Source organism: Moorena sp., from assembly GCF_982860115.1.
Map to the genome: position 1 here is coordinate 1 of NZ_CEYLVT010000136.1, position 20147 is coordinate 20147.

General features: G+C 43.6%; 15 protein-coding genes. 6 read left to right on the forward strand and 9 right to left on the reverse strand.

The features are described from left to right. Nucleotides 1-331 precede the first annotated feature (331 nt). Nucleotides 332-589 (reverse strand): hypothetical protein, encoded by a 258-nt coding sequence (locus AC4II3_RS21080; protein WP_488017487.1) that lies wholly within the window; start codon nucleotides 587-589, stop codon nucleotides 332-334. A 681-nt stretch (nucleotides 590-1270) separates the two neighbouring features. Here AC4II3_RS21080 and AC4II3_RS21085 point away from each other — a divergent pair. Together AC4II3_RS21085 and recQ are read left to right on the forward strand one after the other, a co-directional pair. Further along, a complete protein-coding gene (locus tag AC4II3_RS21085; RefSeq protein ID WP_488015694.1) occupies nucleotides 1271-4492 on the forward strand; it encodes an NACHT domain-containing protein in 3222 nt (1073 codons plus the stop codon). An 80-nt stretch (nucleotides 4493-4572) separates the two neighbouring features. After that, on the forward strand, nucleotides 4573-6702 hold the full coding sequence (recQ, locus tag AC4II3_RS21090; RefSeq protein WP_488015692.1) for a DNA helicase RecQ: 2130 nt from the start codon (nucleotides 4573-4575) through the stop codon (nucleotides 6700-6702). Nucleotides 6703-6787: 85 nt separating this feature from the next. Here the strand turns inward: recQ and AC4II3_RS21095 are convergent, their stop codons facing one another. After that, complete coding sequence (locus tag AC4II3_RS21095; protein ID WP_293077899.1) at nucleotides 6788-6988, reverse strand: helix-turn-helix transcriptional regulator; 201 nt, start codon at nucleotides 6986-6988, stop codon at nucleotides 6788-6790. A 342-nt stretch (nucleotides 6989-7330) separates the two neighbouring features. Between AC4II3_RS21095 and AC4II3_RS21100 the strand changes: the two genes are divergently transcribed. Continuing rightward, entirely contained in the window at nucleotides 7331-7783 is a 453-nt protein-coding gene (locus AC4II3_RS21100) for a DUF29 domain-containing protein (protein WP_488015690.1), read from the forward strand. Between the two features lie 126 nt (nucleotides 7784-7909). On the opposite strand, the gene AC4II3_RS21105 is transcribed toward AC4II3_RS21100, so the two are convergent. From AC4II3_RS21105 to AC4II3_RS21120, 4 genes are all read right to left on the reverse strand, one after another. Then, entirely contained in the window at nucleotides 7910-8617 is a 708-nt protein-coding gene (locus AC4II3_RS21105) for a hypothetical protein (protein ID WP_488029373.1), read from the reverse strand. Between the two features lie 785 nt (nucleotides 8618-9402). Continuing rightward, nucleotides 9403-11703, reverse strand: coding sequence for a CHASE2 domain-containing protein (locus tag AC4II3_RS21110; protein ID WP_488014889.1), 2301 nt, complete (start codon nucleotides 11701-11703; stop codon nucleotides 9403-9405). 123 nt (nucleotides 11704-11826) lie between these two features. Continuing rightward, complete coding sequence (locus AC4II3_RS21115; protein WP_488014887.1) at nucleotides 11827-12744, reverse strand: DUF1822 family protein; 918 nt, start codon at nucleotides 12742-12744, stop codon at nucleotides 11827-11829. Then, the gene (locus tag AC4II3_RS21120) at nucleotides 12741-13445 is read right to left on the reverse strand and encodes a sigma-70 family RNA polymerase sigma factor (protein ID WP_488014885.1); all 705 of its coding nucleotides are present in this window, start codon (nucleotides 13443-13445) and stop codon (nucleotides 12741-12743) included. Before AC4II3_RS21120 ends, AC4II3_RS21115 begins: the two co-directional genes overlap by 4 nt. Nucleotides 13446-13925: 480 nt before the next feature. On the opposite strand from AC4II3_RS21120, the gene AC4II3_RS21125 reads away from it, so the two are divergent. Next, nucleotides 13926-14522 (forward strand): helix-turn-helix transcriptional regulator, encoded by a 597-nt coding sequence (locus AC4II3_RS21125; protein WP_488014883.1) that lies wholly within the window; start codon nucleotides 13926-13928, stop codon nucleotides 14520-14522. 620 nt (nucleotides 14523-15142) lie between these two features. Here AC4II3_RS21125 and AC4II3_RS21130 read toward each other — a convergent pair. Continuing rightward, nucleotides 15143-15355, reverse strand: a complete 213-nt coding sequence (locus tag AC4II3_RS21130) for a helix-turn-helix domain-containing protein (protein ID WP_070391614.1) — start codon at nucleotides 15353-15355, stop codon at nucleotides 15143-15145. A gap of 505 nt (nucleotides 15356-15860) precedes the next feature. Here AC4II3_RS21130 and AC4II3_RS21135 point away from each other — a divergent pair. Further along, complete coding sequence (locus AC4II3_RS21135; protein WP_488029372.1) at nucleotides 15861-17585, forward strand: calcium-binding protein; 1725 nt, start codon at nucleotides 15861-15863, stop codon at nucleotides 17583-17585. 215 nt (nucleotides 17586-17800) lie between these two features. Then, the gene (locus tag AC4II3_RS21140; protein ID WP_488017037.1) at nucleotides 17801-19405 is read left to right on the forward strand and encodes a calcium-binding protein; all 1605 of its coding nucleotides are present in this window, start codon (nucleotides 17801-17803) and stop codon (nucleotides 19403-19405) included. Here the strand turns inward: AC4II3_RS21140 and AC4II3_RS21145 are convergent. Both AC4II3_RS21145 and AC4II3_RS21150 read right to left on the reverse strand, forming a co-directional pair. Continuing rightward, nucleotides 19383-19736 (reverse strand): hypothetical protein, encoded by a 354-nt coding sequence (locus tag AC4II3_RS21145; protein ID WP_488017035.1) that lies wholly within the window; start codon nucleotides 19734-19736, stop codon nucleotides 19383-19385. The genes AC4II3_RS21140 and AC4II3_RS21145 overlap by 23 nt on opposite strands. Before the next feature lie 38 nt (nucleotides 19737-19774). After that, on the reverse strand, nucleotides 19775-20147 hold a 373-nt coding region (locus AC4II3_RS21150), incomplete at its 5' end, for a hypothetical protein (protein ID WP_488017033.1).

The window sequence follows — 20147 nt, forward strand, 5'->3', positions numbered from 1 at the left end:
TTTCAGGGGCGAAGAGGTTGAACATGAGGGCAAGCCCGCCCCTAACACACCCTACGCAACATCTTCCCCCCGATTCCCGATTCCCGATTCCCGATTCCCGATTCCCTGTTCCCTGTTCCCTCTTCCCTCAACAAAAAAAATTCGGTCAAGTTCTGGTTAATTCCAATCCTTGACCGAATTATTTTTTGCAATTGTCAAGAGCCCTAGGGTCCTTGACTATGTGTTCACCAAATCAACAACATACCAACTTAGGTTTTAAACTTTGGACTTCGTACTTTCTCCTGAGTTTTTCCCTATTGCCAGGGATTGGCATCCCTGGCAAGTTGCTATCTTAATCTACTAACAGATATCGACTCAAAATACTGATCACCTCACCAGAATTTCCGATAGGTTGAGGAGTGCTCCACTCATGAACTTGTGCGTAGCCACGGCTATAAAGATTATAGATTGTGACCCGCACGGTTTTGGGAGAACCGATCAATATATGTTTGATTTGCTCCCGTCCTGGCTGGGCTTGGCCAGATAATTCAGGGAGATTAGGATTGTTGGGATTATACTCGAACGTTGGGAGAAAGTTTTCGATGTCCATAATGTTTTTAATTGTTGTTTTTTTGGGACATTTTTATGTTATAATTAAATTTTGTTTTTGTCAAATAATTTTCATTTTTTTTGTAATTATTTTTTTATATTTTTAGGGTTATTTAAAAAAAAGCGATCGCGTAGCGTTATCTTCGATTATATTTTTAGATTGAAAGCTATATATATCTGCCATAGGATCACTTTTTGCTTAGTTTTTATTATCGATTTGATTAAATAAATACCGTAATACTGGGATAGAATTTAAGTTTAGAGTAGTTTAGAGTTTAATTCTGGAATAGCATTTAATTTGATAGAATATTTATGCGTTAGCGTAGCGGATTTTTCAGAGCATCGAACTTTCTATCCCATTTACTAGATTGATCCCCCCCAGCCCCCCTTAGCTAAGGGGGGAGCCCGGAAATCTATCTGAAAAGTCCCCCTTATTAAGGGGGATTTAGGGGGATCCAAACCCACGCAAAAACCCTACTCCCTACTCCCTGCTCCCTACTCACTGCTTCCTAAGGGGAGCCCGGAAATCTATCTGAAAAGTCCCCCTTATTAAGGGGGATTTAGGGGGATCAAAACCCACGCAAAACACCCGATTACCGATTACCGATTACCGATTACCGATTACCGATTACCGATTACCTAAATTGCTATAATTAATGTAATTAACGATAACTAGAGATCAATGATAGAACCCTTGTCAGTATTAGCCGGTTGGGCAATCCCGAAAATAGGGGAATCGTTGTTAGAGATTGTTTCGGGACAAGGATGGGATAGCTTAAGTCAAGCTCTGAGTAAAAGCGATGTAGACAAGGCAATTAAAGCGGGAGAAGCGGCAGTTAAGGAATGGGAAAAACAACGGGATCCGAGCCAGCGGTTATTTTTTCAGGCTAGACCGGATGGCTGGAATGGAGTTAATCGGTTTTTGGGGGATTATTTTACTAATTCGGCTGTTTTGGCGGAATTACAAAAACCGTTACTTAATCAAGGGAAGCCTGAACGCGAGATTTTAAGCACGGTATTTCAACAGCAAGCTGAAGGGCATAACATTAAACTGAATCAAGATAGTATTAAACCTTGGATAGAGAAATTTATTAATGCTTATTTTCAGCAGACGGATACTTATCTAAAATTTCAGGTAGCTAAACAGGATTATTGTGAGCAGTTAGCTAACTGGTTTGATGATGTTAAATTTGCTGGCATTGCTGTGCCTGGGCAAGAAGTAGAAAAATCCGAGAAGTTAGCGCAAATTTTTGTAATGCCAGATGTGGTGGAAGATGTATCAACTGCTGGGGCTTGGGAACGGGATTGGTTAGCAGCCGGTAGTGGGGAAATCTCAGAAACAGCACTATTAGCAAAGACAACTGGCCGCAAATTCTTGGCGGAGCAGTTATTGAGCCAAAGTCAGTCTAGACGAGTGGTGATATTGGGTGCGCCAGGCTCGGGAAAAACAACCTTGATGAGTTATTTTGCAGTAATGTTGGCTCAGCAAAAGCCTGATATTTTAGGATTAGATGCTGATACGGACTGGCTACCGATTTTAATTAGGATGCGAGATTTTGCGATAAATCTCGATAAAAGCCTGATCGACTATGCTCGGGTATTTGCTGAAAACACGATGTCAGTGAAACCGTTACCAGTGGGATTTTTTGAGCATTGGTTATCTGATGGGAGGGCGTTGATATTGCTAGATGGTTTGGATGAAGTCGCAGAAGACGCTAAACGGAATGATGTAGTCAGGCGCATCGAGAATTTTTTGGGACAGTTTGACAGAAATCGCGCTATTATTACATCTAGACCTGCTGGCTATCGGCGCGACTTTTTCCACACTGAGGAATTTCCCCACTATCAAATTGAACCGTTTGATGACCAGAAGATTTCAAATTTTATTGAAAACTGGTATAACAGCAGGTTTCAAGACCAAGCCGAAGCTGAAAGGCGCAAGCAGAGTTTACGAAAGGCGCTAGATGATCATGACCGGATTAAGCTATTGGCACGAAATCCGTTATTGTTGACAATCATTGCATTAATTCATCGGTATCAAGCGGTATTGCCGAAAGAACGGTTTGAGCTTTATAATTGCGCCGTCAAGACGTTGTTAACCTCTTGGGATGCTAACAAAGAAATCAGCAGTCAGAGACTATTTAAGTATCTAGATTTATATGATTTGCGCCGATTGATGGAATTGTTGGCTTATTGGATTCATACTCAGGGAAATGTTGAGAATAACGACAGTGGTACTTTCATAGACCGGGATGATTTGATTGATCAGTTGAGTCAGCAGATTAAAACCTTGAAGCAGGTGCAGTTATACCAAGCTGAAGAAGAAGCAGAAGCATTTTTAACCTTGATTCGCGATCGCACGGGTTTATTGAATGAGCAAGGGCAAAATTGTTATGGGTTTGTCCATAAAACGTTTCAAGAATATTTGTGTGCTGAAGAGATTGACTATCAGGCGGATAATGAGGGGGATTTTGAGATTGTTTTGAGTCAGATTCGGGAGCATTTGCATGACTCCCACTGGCGCGAGGTGTTACTATTGCTGATAGCACAACAAAAACCGAAAAAGGCAGCGAGGGCGATTCGGGCAGTTTTGACTAATAATAGTAACTACGAGCAGTGGTTGCATCGGGATTTGTTGTTTGCTGGTAATTGTTTGACAGAAGACCCGAAAAATTTGCGTGGTGCTGATGGTGGGTTGGTGCAAGAAATTTTGGAGCGGTTGGTTGAGTTAGAAGTCAGTAGTAAAGAGCGGGTTGGTGAGAAGATTCGCAAGCAGATTTTTCAGATAATTTGTAGTTTGTATGAAACGGATTTTGAGTCACAGGTATTGGAATTTTTGAAAGAGCAATGGAATCGAATTGATGAGTGCCGATTGCTGAACTATCGAGCTGAGTTAGGGGAAAAGGATCAGGTAATTACAATATTGCTAGCACAGCTAAAAGATGACAATTATGATGTGCGTAGAGAAGCAGCCTTAGCCTTGGGCCAATTGGGCAATAGCTCAGAATCTGTAATAAACGCCCTCATCGCACGGCTAAAGGATGATCAGTCTTTTGTGCGTGGGGAGGCAGCCTTTGCTTTAAGCAGATTGGACAACAGCTCGGAAACTGTAGTCAGCGCCCTCATAGCAAGGTTTCAGGATCCTGATGCTGGTGTGCGTGACAGGGCAGCCATAGCCTTGGGGAATTTGGGCCATAGCTCGGAAACTGTAGCCAGCGCCCTCATAGCAAGGCTAATGGATGATCAGTCTTGTATGTGTAGGGGGGCAGCCTTAGCCTTGGGTCAATTGGGCAATAGCTCAGAATCTGTAGTCAGCACCCTGCTAATCAGGCTTCAGGATGATGATTATGTTGTGCGTGGGGAAGCAGCCTATGCTTTGGGCCAATTGGGCAATAGCTCAGAATCTGTAATAAACGCCCTCTTAAAAAGGCTAATGGATGATCAGTCTTTTGTGCGTGGGTGGGCAGCCTTTGCCTTGGGCCAATTGGGCAATAGCTCAGAAACTGTGGTCAATGCCCTCCTAGCTCTGATTGAGGATCACGATTCTCATGTGCGTGGGGAGGCAACCTCAGCCTTCGGCTATTTGAGCAACAGCTCAGAAACCGTAATCCGTGCTCTTCTAGCAAGCCTTCAGGATGATCAGTCTTTTGTGCGTTGGAGAGCAGTCAATGCCTTGGGCAAATTGGGAAACAGCTCAGAAACCGTAATAAACGCCGTCCTAGCAACGCTTGAGGATAAGGATTTTGAGGTGCGTTGGAGAGCAGCCGAAGCCTTGGGCAAATTGGGCAAAACATCCAATCATATTCTCCCTGCTGTGATTGAATGGATTGAACAACACCAAGATTCAGACTATGTGGGCAGAGGTATTGATGCCCTGTGGGATTTAGTTGTAGGTGAGGAATAGAGAATAGCGCTCTATGTTATAGTTTTTAAGGCTATTAATCATATCCCCAACACTGAAGCGATCGCAATCCCCTCACGACCATGGAACAGTCGCCATCCCTGGAACATGCCCTTAAACATTTCTTTGGTCACGACTGTTTCCGTCCAGGACAGCGACAGATTATTGAAGAGGCGCTGCAAAATCAAGATTTACTGATTATCATGCCCACTGGCGGTGGTAAATCCTTGTGCTATCAACTGCCAGCGCTACTGAAACCGGGCTTAACGGTGGTGGTATCTCCTCTGATTTCCTTGATGCAAGACCAAGTGACGTCTTTGGAAGATAATGGCATTGGGGCTACGTTTATCAATAGTACGTTGAGCTTCAAACAAATGCGATCGCGTGAAGCGGCCATCCTTCAGGGTCAGATAAAATTACTCTACGTATCACCAGAACGGTTACTAGCGGAACAGTTTATCCCATTTTTGGATAGAGTGCGATCGCAAATCGGTATTCCCACCTTTGCCATTGATGAAGCTCACTGCGTCTCACAATGGGGGCATGATTTCCGCCCAGAATATCGGCAACTAAAACTATTACGTAACCGCTATCCTAATAGCTCAGTGCTGGCGCTGACCGCTACTGCTACTAATCGAGTCCAACAGGACATTATCCAACAACTGGAATTACGACAACCTAAGGTTCACATCGCTAGTTTCAACCGTCCTAATCTTTACTACGACGTTCAACCAAAACAACGGCAAAGCTATAAACAGTTATTACAACAGATCCGTTCTCACCAAGGTTCTGGTATTGTCTACTGTACCAGCCGCCGTTCCGTAGACGAAGTGGCTTTCCGGTTACAGAATGATGGCATTTCTGCCCTACCTTACCATGGCGGAATGACGGATAAGGCTAGGGCAACCAATCAAAATCGGTTTATCCGGGATGATGTGCGGATAATCGTAGCTACCGTAGCCTTTGGCATGGGAATTAATAAGCCCGATGTACGGTTTGTGATTCACTACGATTTACCCCGTAACCTGGAAAGTTATTACCAGGAATCGGGACGAGCAGGACGGGATGGGGAACCAGCAACATGTACGGTTTTATTCAGCGCTAGTGATATCTCAAAACTTCATTATCTCATTGATCAAAAGCCCGATCCTAAGGAACAACGGATTGCCTATCAACAGTTAAATCAGATAGTTGACTACGCAGAAGGCACAGATTGTCGCCGCCGGATTTTGCTCGGCTACTTTGGTGAGCGGTTTCCAGGGAATTGTGATAAATGTGATAACTGTTGCTATCCTAAGCCAGTAGAAGATTGGACGATTGAAGCTCAAAAATTCCTCTCTTGTGTAGCCCGGTGTCGCGAACGGTTTGGCATGAACCACATTATTCAAGTGTTGCGGGGCTCAAAAAGTAAAAAAATTGAGCAATATGGCCATCACTTACTCTCTACTTATGGTATTGGTAAGGATAAAACTGCAGAGGCTTGGAAAATTCTAGTGCGATCGCTTTTGCACCAGGGATTGGTAGACCAAACCACCGATGGCTACTCTGTGCTGAAGCTCAATAAACTAAGTTGGGAAATTCTGCGCAAGCAACGTTCTGTTTATGTTCCCATTCCCCAGTCATCTGTAGAAAAAGCCTTAGGGGAAATTAACCCCAGAGCAGCTGAAGCGGAGCTTCTGCTAGATAAACTGCGGAAACTAAGGAAACAGCTAGCTGACCGCCAATCGATTCCACCCTATGTAGTGTTTGCCGATTCGACACTGAAACTAATGGCACAGCTGAAACCCAAAACCTTAGAGCACTTTGGGAAACTTTCTGGTGTGACTCAGTATAAAGTTACCCAGTATGGCGAGCAATTTGTTTCAGAAATTCGGGCATTTTGTCAAGAGCAAAAACTACCAGAACCCCTGCCCTCCAGTACCTATATGAAAACGCTGCAATTCTATCAACAAGGGTTAAGTGTAGACGAAATTGCTCAACAACGAGGGTATACTACCAGGACTATAATAGATCATTTGAGCCAATTAATTGAAATGAATCAGCCAGTGGATTTAAAACGACTGGTACCATTGGAACACCATGAGCCAATTATTACAGCCATTGAGAAAGTGGGTGATCAGTATCTGAAAAAAGTACGGGAATATTTAGGAGAACGTTACTCCTACGAAGACATTCAACTAGTCCGTGCTTGGTGGCGACGGCAGAATAATTGATATAGTTATTGCTATCCGCAGCACTATAGATGATTATGAAATGATCGCACAATGCCATCCTGTGCTTTGGGTATAACCTTAGATGTTACTGGTGGATCAGATCCTCAATTTTGAAGTCTAAGATATCACACAAGGCTTTGGTCTGTTCTGGATAGAGCTTAGGCTTATGGCGATCCGCCTCCCAGTTAATCACTGTAGACTCTACCACATCACAGGCTCTAGCAACTTGTATGCGGGTTAAACCTAGACTTTCACGGCGTTCTCGTAGTTTTTTTCCTAGGGACATTACCTTCTCCGGTTGTCTTGTAGCAATGGTTTACCTAAATTTATTTGACTATTTATAGTTTATATTATACAATAGGGTTTTGTGCAACAGGGCAGGTAAATTAATCCCTATAGTTTAAATTAGGATCATCAATGTAGGTGGGAAGTGTGGGGAGATAGGGAGGTAGGGAAGTGTGTCAAGTGTGGGAAGTGTGGGAAGTGTGGGAAGTGTGGGGAGGGTGGGGAGATGAAATTATTCTGTAGATGCTTAAGAATTGGGATGGCCAAACAAGTCAAAATCCCCGTCTAGGTCAGAGCGGGGAGTCTCAACACGAAGCGCATCAATTAATTGGGGAAATGAGCGATGACAACAGCCCACAACCTTTATCAGCAAGACTTTTACTTGTGGACCGAGGCAACTGCGCAACAGTTACGACAGGGTGAGTTTACCCAAGTTGATGTAGCGAATCTGATTGAAGAAATCGAAAGCATGGGTAAACGGGAAAAGCGCGAGTTAAAAAGTCGCTTGATTGTGTTGCTGATGCATTTACTTAAGTGGATGTATCAACCAGGGAAAAGGAGCGATAGTTGGATTAATACTATTACTGAACACCGTATCGCTTTGGAAGAACTGCTGGAGGATAGTCCTAGTTTGAGAGCGTTTTTGCCAGAGGTCTTTGAGCAATGTTATCAGAAGGCTCGGATTAAGGCAGCTCAGGAAACTGGGATTAAGTTGAGTACTTTTCCTTCTCAGTGTTCTTTTGGTCAGGATCAGGTTTTGGAAGCTGGTTTTTTCCCAGAAGTGTTGAATAGGTAATCGGGAATCGAGAATCGGGAATCGAGAATCGGGAGTAGCGATGTAGTCGCTACTCCCGATTTTCTAAAAGCCAGGAAAAAAGCACCGTAATGAATATAAAACTGAAATACTTTAACTAACTAGCTACTATCTGCGGAAGGAACTACCTGCATCTTTGCTGTCACCAACAGGTCCCTTGCCATCATTCGGTGGATTGTAATTGTTTAATCTATTCATACTCATGAAGGAACTACCTCCATCTTTGCTGTCACCGACTGGTCCCTTGCCATCTTTCGGTGGATTGTAATTGTTTAATGTATTCACATTCATGAAGGAACTACCTCCATCTTTGCTGTCACCAACAGGTCCCTTGCCATCATTCGGTGGATTGTAATTGTTTAATGTATTCACATTCATGAAGGAACTACCTCCATCTTTGCTGTCACCGACTGGTCCCTTGCCATCATTCGGTGGGGTGAAAGCATTTAGCATCTGTAGTTGTGATAGTTGTAGTTGTTTTGATGCTGATATTGGTAACAGTTCTGGGTTACTAAACTCGGGATTTTCATGGATTAGCTGGTACAATTTCCAGAGTGATCCGCCATTTTTGCTGTCACCAACAGGCCCCTTTCCATCATTCGGTGGTGTGTAATTCATTACTATCAGTAGTTGTGATGATTGTGATAGTTGTTGGGATTCTTCGGATGATGATTGCTGGTCAGTTGGTTGAGGATTTTTATTATTTGCTTGCTCGAATCCCTTCATGATTGTTGCTGCAAATTGTTGCAAGCGCTGTCTTATGTTGAGAGTGAAGGAAATTACTGTTGTCCAAAGCTGGTTTAGCAAATTTTTCATGAGAGAATACACCTGTTGTAGAACTTGGCTAAACACCGACCCAGGCGGCGTTTTTTCATTGATACTTGTTACAGCGCCTCTCAAGCCAACTTTTCGCAGATGATCAGAAAAAATTTTTTTTGAAGCAAAATTTGCTTAGCTATTCTAGTGTTCTTGGTATTTGAGATTAGATCCGGATAATTCTCTAATAGGGAGCAAAGCAAAATTGTAGAACATATGAACTATCTACTGAACTATCTACTGAACTATCTAGTATCAGAGCAAGCTAAAACCCATGAGCGGGCAATAGCTTTAGTACAAATGCTCTCCATAAGTGACATCCTCCCTCTCCAATACGGCTGCTTTTGTTGTAGCTAATTCCTAATACCAGAAGTGTTGAAGAGCTCACGGGGTAACAACAAAGCTCAAACCTAGGCAGGTGTTGGTATTAGGTATTAGGTATTAGGTATTAGGTATTGGGGAAAATGAGCGCGACTCGTGTTGTTGTATTTCCCAGCAGTTGAAGCAATTTTCACGCATACTTCGTCAATGATAGTTTTAATTAATCCATCCCGCAAGGACAATCTTCACGCTTCACCTAACCCCATTAACCTAACCCCTGTAAGATTTTCAATTAGCTTGTCACCCCCTGAGTACATTTTTATAGTATTTCCATTGGAGTTGTGAACGATTCCCCTTAGGAAAAGGCAAAAAGCTAAAAGCTAAAAGCAATAGCTAATCAGGTATATAGGGATTTTTAGTCAGGTCAAAAACTGTAATTCTTGTTTCCAACTCAAATGGAAATACTAGAGAATTCGTCCGAGAGCTAACGGAGTGATTGCTCCAAGTGGTTTGCGGTAAACCACTACAATTCCGCTAGTGGCTACCAATGCTAAGGCTGATGGCACCAGCGGTACCCATACTCCTAGAGTAAATAGACCAAAGCATAGGAGATATAAAACCCCTGTGGCTGTGATGGTAGCGACTCCCCAATACAGTATTCGACCACAGCGCCAGGCAATGGTACCACCAATGATTGACCAACCCCAAACCCAGAACAGGTCTCCCCAGACCGACCACACTGATAATAATGGACGCTCACCGAAGGCAGCACTGATCATCTGACTGACCATCTGAGCCTGAATAATTACCCCTGGCATTTCTTGGTAGGGCCACTTCAGGGCACTGTAGGGGGTAAAATGGTAATCCTTGGCAATCTTTGCAGTTATTCCGATCAGAACTATTTTGTCTTTGACCAACTCTGGTTTGACCTTACCCTCTAGCAGCTGTGTGACAGTGACTTGTCGAGCGACAGTTTCCCGGTAATTGAGTAACACCTGGAACCCCCGATCATCACGATTGTGGTAACCCCCAGCATTAGCTGACAACTCTGTTAAGACAGTCTTACCCAAGCGTATTTTTTTGACAGGAATGTTTTTATTGATAACAATGTCTTGTGGTTCGATTCCCTCTTGGGCTAAGTAATGCAATGCGACCCTAGCACTGAAGGAGTGGTTGGTGGCACAGGGGTCATCGTGGTAGGGATGCATAAATACAAGATGGCTACGGGTAATGCCATCAGGGTCAGGCATGATATTGCTAAAACCAAGGCGGGATTCTGGCACCCCAGAGGGAGGTTTGATGCCTGAGTTTTCGGGGTTGTTAGCTACCCTAGCTTTACAAAGGGCAATGAATTTCTGATTTTGCTGTAACTGACGGCTCAATGCCTGATGACCAGGTTCTCTAGGACGTTCCCGAAAGATGTCTAAGCCAATCACTCGCGGTTGATCAGACTCTAGCTTGTCTAGGACTTGAACTAGGGTTTGATCTGGGAGTGGATACCCATAGCGGTTGATCTCAGCATCTGTGGCTTCAACCACTAGCAAACGGGAGTCTACCCCTGGATTAGGTCGCAGCCGCATCAGTTGGTCAAATGCCTTTAGTTCCCAAAGCTGAAGCATTCCCAGCTGCCGGATTACCATAACTAAAATGGTAACCACCACAGTTACGATCAGGGCTGATTGGAGCAGGTGGCGCTGGTGATGGCCACGCAACTGTTGCCAAGTTGGGGGTATGGCGGCGGGATTTTGACAAATCACTGGCAACCAACTGGCACAGGGACATTGATCTTCCAAACCTTGCAGTTTTTTCCGGGCTTCTTGCACTGCTAGATACAAGGACTTACCACTAGCAAAGGCTTTGATAAAATATTGTAAAAACTGCTGTGCTACAAGATCCGGTACCGGCTCCCGCATAATAATCATGTGCGGAATGTGCAGCTGTTGTAGCTCATTGGCTAATCCTAAGCCATCACAGGAATTAAAAATTGCTAGGGACAACCCCCTTTCTATGGCTTTTTTGAGGGCTTCTCTGAGTTCGTCAATGCTTAAGCTATCGGTCTGATTGATATGAATCCGACCCCTTCCTGCCTCGGTTTCACTATGGCCTGCGAAAAACAAAATATCCCAAGGTTGCTCCCACAGGGCTTCGTTGAGCTTCTGCCGTGGTTCTTCTACGAGGAAGGTAACCTCTGCAAAGGGTAAATTCTCTAGTAATTGTCGGTCTTGTTGGATATTAATTCCTTCGCTATTGCCCAGAATCGCTAGAATTCTAACCTTGTGTCGATCACGGCTTTGGTGCGATTTGCTTGGTTGTTGATACTCTGGAGTACTTAGGGCAATTTCTGCTTGCTGGTAACGCTCTAAAAATTCCCACTGATGCCAAGGAAGCTGCCTGAGCTGGGGGTTTTTCGTACGAATTAGCACCCGGATTTCTTCTGTAGTGCCCACTTTCTCTAGCCACTTTTCCCGCAGTGGACTAAATAACTCTGACTTGAGCCAGCGATTTAAGCGATCGCATAATCCCTGACTATGCTTTTCGATGGAACCACCGATTGCCACTCGTTTAATTTTAATTGCTCGTAAAGAGCTGCCCAGACTGCGATAGTTTGACCGCCATTCATGATAGTGGCTGACTAGATTGGGGGCTGCAGGCAATCTGCCAGTAAGTTCTGTTTCGGGACGTTCGCCTTCTGAGCCAATTTGCAGAGTGACCCGAAAACCTTCCTCAAAATCCCCATCCAGCTTAAGAGTTACTAGCTTTGCCATTGGCTTAGTTTTTTAAAGGTTGACGGTTGACGGTTGACAGTCAACCGTCAAAAATCAGTATTTTGTCTGATGTTATTCTCAGTTATAGCGCGTATGAAATAGGGAACAGCGGATTTGGGGAATTCAGATCACAAATTCTTCGATCACACTGGCATTATCCAGAGCAACTTTGACACTGAAACGGTCTCCGACTTCGCAACTAAAATCCAATTGAATGCTTTGATCCTGGTTTCTGGCTTGGGCATTGATCAGCATTTCTTGCTCCTCATCTAGCAAGAGCAACTGGAGATTGGGGGGTAGATAGTTTTGACCATTGATGGGATTGAGTTGTAGGAGAACATTCAAGGTCGTTTCGGATTCTGGGGTAAGTGCTACAACCAGAGCCACCCCTTGATTAGGTTTGCCCCATTCAATCTGTTTACATCGCCTAATGCTCTGATCAGACTTGGTTCTAAAGGCGAAAGCTGGCTGAGCACCTTGGTTACCTAAAAGGGTTTCCACACTCTGCCAACCTGCTTCAAAGATATGCTCCAACCATTGAGTGAGTTGTGTCATAGGTTGGAATTGAGCGAGGTAGGCTGGTAAATCTTGTAGGCTACGCAATTGGTGGATCACTAATTCACCGGTTTCCGAGGTTGGGGAAAATCCCAGCAGCGTGGCTTCAGTATGGTCTTGATCAATCTCAACGACTACATAGCCAATCCGGTTAAATCTAACCTCCTGGGGAATGGGACAAGTCAAATCACCAGGTTTGATAGGCCGACATTCCAAGCGCCCCAAACCTGTTACCCTCAAGTCAGCCACATTTTCACCCAAGCGCACTACTGAATTCCAGCTATCCCCTGTGGTTAGGTCAGTGGGAATACCCAGGATCCTTAAGTAGTTATTCACCGCACACACCGCCAGGGTGTTGAGATAGACTTGTTCAGTCTTTTGCTTGGTGGGTTGGTAGTCAGCAAACTGCTGGGCTATCTCTAAGGCCGACTGGGTAATCGGCATTGGGATTGACCAATCTGCTAGCATGTTGGCGTTGTGTATCATGGTTTTTTCCTAGGTTGGGGCTTTGTGCTGCTTTTAGAGCGACAATTTTTTGACTCTTCTTCTATATATCCCTCGCATACACCGAATTTTCGCAACAGGGGTAAGCATTTACGGTTATAGAATTTGGGCAAATCTTTAGCTTCTGGCGGAGTTAGTTGAAATTCTGCTGCAATGGTTTTCCAAGGCTGATCAGGAGGGAGTCGCCGCTCAATTAGGACTTGGGCATTAATCTCAGGGCGTTTCCTAAAGCAAGTCTGACGTAACACTCCGTCTGGGTCTTTTTTAACCCAATCCAAGGTTTTTTGCCATATTTTCATCACTGGCTGTAGATCAGGAGCAGCTGCTACACTATCTACAGGATCAAGAGTTTTACCTTCGTCTGTGCTTAGGCCAGTAATTTGCCGCTTCTGTTGCCTATAGCCAGCATCTCGAAATCGTCTCAGTCGCTTTTTTAGTTCATCGTCGAGCCAAGTAATCACACCTTTAATAGTGGGGTCATACTGTTCAGGATGGCCACAGCAATATTCCCACATCTCTTGGAGAGCGTCATTATAATATGGGGTATATTCTTTCCAAAGCTTGCGGGATTTCATCACTAATAAATGTATCTGGCTCAGTTTTTGCCGACGTTCCAGACTTAATGGTGGATGATTACATGCTTCATCTATCAGCTGGCGGAGTATTTGATCTAGATTGTTCATCGGTAATGTCCCTGTTGTAAATGCGTTCGCGTAGCGTGACCTAAGGTCAATCGCTTTTAGCGGCTCCTAGGTCGCATCGCGTAGTCTATCCATAGCGCTTATCACGTGAGTTATTAGTAGTTGGTTAATTTTTGGTAGATGTTCAAACTAAGCACTAACCTCTACTCCCCATGAAAAGCGCTACAAAGGGCAGCCCGAAGACTGGACTCAGTATTGACCATCCCTAGACATCTTAGGCATCAATGTTGGGGAATGGCAAAAGTCACCCAGTATTTATTTACACGAGTGATCGGGGGGTTTTTCGCAAAAAAGCCCAAAAAAATTTTTTGTCCGATTTTTTTGCGAAAAGTTTGGTTGACAGGCGCTGTAACAAATAACTAAGCCAAGTGCGATTCAACCGGTGCAACCCGTGGCGAATTTAATTCTTAATGGGTCAAAAGCACCATTACATTTAAAATTCAGTTAGTCGCTCAACAGACCATGTATACTCTGACCAACACTCTAGAAAAATCCGCTCCTCAGGTGCAACAGTTAGACAACGGTCTACTGCAAGGAGTACTAGAAGGTTTTATTGACGGTGTTTTAATTCTGAATACACAAGGAGAGTTGGTTCATCGGAATGAAACCGCTCGTGTTCTTTGTGAGCAACTTACACCGAACAACAAACATCTTAAGGTGGTGCCTCAAGAAATCTGGCGTGTCTGCCAAGCCTTGAAAGACAGTGATGAATTCTATCCCCATCAATCTGTAATTATAGATTCAGAGATTACGACAAGCAACTCCACAACGTTTCGGATTCGGGCTAGATGGCTCAAGCTGAGAATATCTGAGCAGCCTTATATTTTAGTTACCCTCGAAGACCAACGTCAATCCATTCATAGTATAGCCCTAGCTGAAGTTCAGAAATATGGCTTAACTGCCCGTGAGGCAGACGTCTGGTTACTGCGTCGAGTCAATTACTCTTACAAAGAGATTGCGGCGGAACTGTTTGTAACCCTCAATACCGTGAAGAAGCACATGAAAAACATTCGTGCCAAGCAGCAAATGGCAATGATGATGGAAGAAATGGCTGCTTAGGGGCATAATTAGCAACAAGACAGACCTTCTTGGTGACAACTGACAAAATGCCCTGCCCATGGGCATTTTTTTGTATTCGCGATCGCGTAGCGTAGCCCTTCGGGCTAATCGCGTAGCGTGGCCTACGGCCAATCGCGCTCTTAGGTTTACAAATGAGATGTAAACCTAAGAAGTATTTTTTTATTCTCAAATAACACTACGGATCTCTTTTCCCTCTTGCCTTTTACCTCTTGTATGCAAGCCAATTCCTGCAATACATGTGTTTACAAATCATATAAAAACACGGTGATTCCGGTTGTCATAGTAATCGGTTAAATAAAATTGTTTCCCGATTCCCGACTCCCGATTCCCGACTCCCGATTCCCTACTCCCTACTCCCTACTCCCTACTCCCTATTCCCTATTCCCTAAAGATTTTGCCCCAAAAAATTTTTTCTGATTTTTTTGCGAAAAGTTTGGTTCATAGCCGCTGTAACAAGTAGCCAATAAAATGGCAAGGTGGTGACACCGATAATCCTCTCCTGTTTTAGTTTTTTGATTAACTGTTGGGACACTGTCCCAGGTTAATAGGAAAGCGTTACGCCCCATATGGGGCGTTTTTTTTAGCTAGATCCCAACCGTTCAATCAGTGACCCACTTTGCCAATTCATCTAGAGTAACTTTCAGCAGGTCACACAATACCTTGAGCTGATTTGGGTACAGTTTGGGGATATGCCTGCCCGCTTCCCAATTTTGCACCGTGGTAACAGTTACGCCCAATTCATGAGCGATTTCCCGCTGGGTGATATTTAGGGATTCTCGTCTTTTTTTAAGGTTTTCCCCTAAATTAGTCATTACTGTCCTATTTAAAAGTTAACATAATTAAGTTGACTGAGTTACAGGTTACCCTTAATCTCACTAAAAACTATCTTACATAAGCTGGTATTCATTTAAATTCCATGGTTCTGACACCAGGAGAGCTTCGGGTGCAGGGGAGAGGGTTTAACGGTTTTTTTCTAGATGAAATCGATGTGTAGCGGTAATTTCCAGAATTAGTATCGCGCTGATCATACTTATCAGGTACATTCAATGGTTCCATCGGCCACTCCCGAATCCCATTAACCCAAGACAAAAGTACCTTACTGAATTTATCACTGCTATAGAAAACAAACCATTAGTCAAAATTTGCCAACCTGGCAACACACCGAGTTGGGATTTGGTTTTGATGGAAACTAAAGATACATCACAAAAAAAATAGTCCTCATTAACATAAGAAAATTAGTCTACTCTCGGCAAAGGTTGTAGAGTTTTTGTTGACAACAATTTATTTATAAAATTCATCAATTAATTAAGACCTATCATGGAATATATCAAAACTATTTCAAAAGAGGAACTAGACGAACTAAAAGAAGTTCCCTCATCACTGCTCATGACTAACCTCGAAAGCAGTAAAACGTCAACTACGACTATTCAAATCACCTCAACACAGATCTCAGGGATAGTTTCCGAGTCCTATTCCGATGAATTATCGCAACGTTTATCTCTATTTCCAAACCCCTTTAACCTTATTCTCGGTACTCCCAGTTCTGAGTTTCTGCGTGGCACTAACTATAACGATATTATTTTAGGTCGCGGGGGCAATGACATTATTCTTGGTCTCGGTGGCAATGACTTTCTGTTTGGAGACGATGGAAATGATGTTGTTGTCGGTGGATCTGGTAACGATTTTGTCTCTGGTGGCAATGGTCAAGACTTTCTATTTGGTAGTTCCGGTAACGATACCCTTGATGGTGGGAATGGTAATGATTTTCTGTCTGGGGGAACTGGATTTAACCTCTTCCTCGGTAGTACAGGCAATGACACTCTCAACGGACAAGATGGCAGAGATACCGTAGATTATACTGGTTTAGGTCGAGCCATTACCCTTTTACCCACGGGAATCGTTAACAAAAATGGTCTTGGCAAGGATGAACTAATCCGAGTAGAAACTATTATTGGCGATCGCAATCAAGCTAACACCATTGATGCCTCTTCTGCTGGTAGTGGTGCTTCGATCAACGTTGATTTGCAACAGGATAAGTTACAAATTAATGTTGTTGGTGGTCCGGCTCTAAACCGCACTGTGCGGAACTTTATTAATGTCAAAGGTACTGGACTCAACGACACTATTGCTGGTAATAAATTAAGTAACAAACTTAGCGGTGGTGGGGGTAATGACGTCATTAGGGGTAGCGCTGGTAATGATGTCATCGATGGTGGCTCTGGAAAAGATACAGTGGATTACACTGGTCTAGGTAGAGGGATTACTGTTTTACCAACTGGAATTGTTGATAAAAGCGGTTTGGGCAAAGATCAGCTGATTGGGGTTGAGAAAGTCATTGGGGATGCAGGTCAGGTTAATACTATCGATGCTTCTTCTGCTGGTACTACTGCCTCTGTGAATGTAGATCTGCAAAAGGAAAGTTTACAAGTTAATATTGTTGGTGATGGCACGCTGAATTTCGGTGTCGAAAACTTTGTTAATGTCAAAGGTACTGGACGCAACGATACCATTGTTGGTGACAAACAAAATAATCAACTTACTGGTGGCGCAGGGAGTGATGAGATTCTTGGTGGTGGTGGCAAAGATACCATCGTAGGTGTAGACCCCAACAGTTTGAGTCCAGGAGTCAAGGAGCTTGATATCTTAACTGGAGGCGCTGGTGCTGATACGTTTGTGATCGGAGATAGCAAGAATACTTACTATGAAGGGGGAGGATTCTTGGGTCTCAATGACTACGCTCTAATTACTGATTTTGAATCCGGTACGGATAAAATCCAACTCAACAAAGACAACTATCTGTTTGGACGAAACTTTATTGCTGTGCGCAAAGGCTTCTACTATAAAGATTTGAGTAGTGTTGCTTCAGCTGAAACCGTTGTTGACAACCTATCTGAAGGCGTTATTAAAGACTCTGGCTCAAGTCTCGGTGCTGACATCACTGGGGATAGCTTCGAGTCCAGTCGGATACTTCCTAGTTTTAATCTCGATATCATTGCTATCGTTTCCGACGGATATAGTCAATCTGATATCCACTTTGTGTAATCTCAAGTTTGGTTAATTAGATCCGAAATAGTTGCTAGATTTTTGCTAATTTAGTAATTAGTAATAGGTCATTATCAAGTATCAATTACCTATTACTAATTACTAAATTTCGTGCCAATTTGGCGTTACAAATCAATCACAAAGCCAATTTGGCGTTACAAGGGTTGTCTTCATGGGATTTCATCGAAATACCATAGATCGCTAAGGAAGACATTATGGCCACAGTTAAACAGGCAATCCTGAAAAACCAACCATCAGCAAACAAGATACTAGAGCGACTCCCCGACGCTATTAAAAATAAACAGGTAACAGAAGTCAAGTCCAGCAATGCTTCAGGTTTGACTAATTTAAGTGCCCTGAATGCTATAGGCAGCTTGAGCGGTGCAGAAAACTCAGCTGTACAAGGGTCATTGGGAATATCAGGAGCCTTAGATAGAACTACATTCGCAACATCAGCAGCAGTAAATACAGCAGGTTCAACACAACAAAGTTTCTTAGCAACATTAGAGGGCGCAGGTTCATCAAGTGGACCAAAATCTGTAAGTGTCGGATTCTCAGCTTTACCGTCAAACACTTCTATCCAGCCAATTTCATCCTTAAAGCCTGTTATCCAGCCCACTACATCGCCTAGTCTGATTAGCCGACCGTTTGTCCCATTGTTCTTCCCTAATTTCGTTATCGGTACTCCCGGTAGTGACCTTCTGCTGGGTAATGGCTCCACTGATATTGTTCTTGGTCTCGGTGGAGATGATGTAATCTTTGGACTTGGGGGTAACGACGTACTCTTGGGTAATGATGGCCATGATGTCATGTTTGGTGGCTTTGGTGACGACAGGATGTTTGGTGGTCGTGGAAACGATTTTGTGTTTGGCGACTCCGGCAATGACACCATATTTGGGGACAGTGGTAATGATTTCTTGTTTGGTGATGCCGGTAAAGATACAGTTAATTACTCTACTTTGGGTACAGCAATTACCATTTTACCTGGGGGTATAGTTGACAAAGGCCGTTTTGGTCGGGATGAGCTTTTCGATATTGAGAAAATTGTTGGAACTCCAGGTAAAGCCAATAGCATTGATGCTTCGTCTATTGGCTCTGGTGCTTCTATTAACGTGAATCTGCAAAAGCAAAGTTTGCAGGTCAATATTGCTCGCGGTTCTACGTTCAATTTCACTGTCGAGAACTTTGTTAATGTCAAAGGTGCCGCCCTCAATGACAAGATTACTGGAGATAATAAAAATAACCAACTTACCGGTGGTGCAGGAAGTGACGAGATCACTGGTGCTGGTGGTAACGACACTTTAGTTGGTGTTGATCCGTCTAGTGTTAAACCAGGAACAAAGGAGATTGATATCTTGACTGGAGGTTCCGGTCGCGATAAGTTTGTTCTAGGAGATTCCAGAAATGTTTACTATCAAGGTGGTGGAATCTTTGGGTTAAACGACTACGCTTTCATTGACGATTTCCGAAGTGGTCAGGACAAATTCCAACTCAAACGAGGCAACTATGTGTTTGGACGGAATTTTATCGCTCTACAGAAAGGCTTCATCTTTAATAAGTTTGGCAGTGTTGCTGCTGCAGCAGCTAAAACCAGTCAACCCAATGTGGCTCAGGTTGAGAATGCTGTGGATAACATAATCAAGGGTAATAATCCCGATCTTTCTAAGGTGAGTACTGGTGTTGGTGCTCAAATCAGTACTGCAGCTTGGCCAACAGACAATGTTGTCAGCAGCTCTTCTCGATTTATTGCTCCTTTTAACCTTGACATCATCGCTATCACAGAGAATCGGTATAACTTCAGTGATATTGACTTTGTTTAAGGTTTAAGTAATTAATCCTTGCCGTTGGCTCAGTTAAGTAATGAATACGAGTAGAGTGGGCATCCTGGTCGCCCGAAAATAAGGAGGAAACTGGCAAGATGCCAGTTCTACACAAGATGCCAGTTCTACGCCTGATGCCAGTGTGATCCACTGCCCACCTGAGATCAACCAAGTGATTAACCGTAGGGTGGGCAGTGACTAGCAACGCCATGAGCAAGGTTGGTGAATCGGTGTGATCCACTGCCCACCTGAGATCAACCAAGTGATTAACTGTAGGGTGGGCAGTGACTAGCAAGGGCATGAGCAAGGTTGGTGAATCGGTGTGATTCACTGCCCACCTGAGATCAACCTGCTGGTCAGGAAAATAGCCTAAAGTGCGATCGCCTCCATCGTTTTTTGATCAGTTTTTTTACTCAGCATACAACAAGCAAGCATACAAGTCCTAGTCACTTGACTTTTGAGTTGATGATTATTAGCCAATGCCTCGATAATTTTTTTATCAATATCTGATTTAAGGGCAGATTTTTTATCGATAATTTTGCTATAAAATTGGTGTCTCATACATGTCGAGTAATTCTGACCTCTAATATCGCCAGCAAGAAACTCTCCAATTCCTCCCCCCAGTTCTCTGACTACATTTATTTCACTGTCTGCGACTTGCGAAGCCAGTGTCACTGCTCTCGCATATCTAGCAGGGGGACAACGAAGCTTGTAACATAGACAGGGCTTGTTCTCTAGCCCG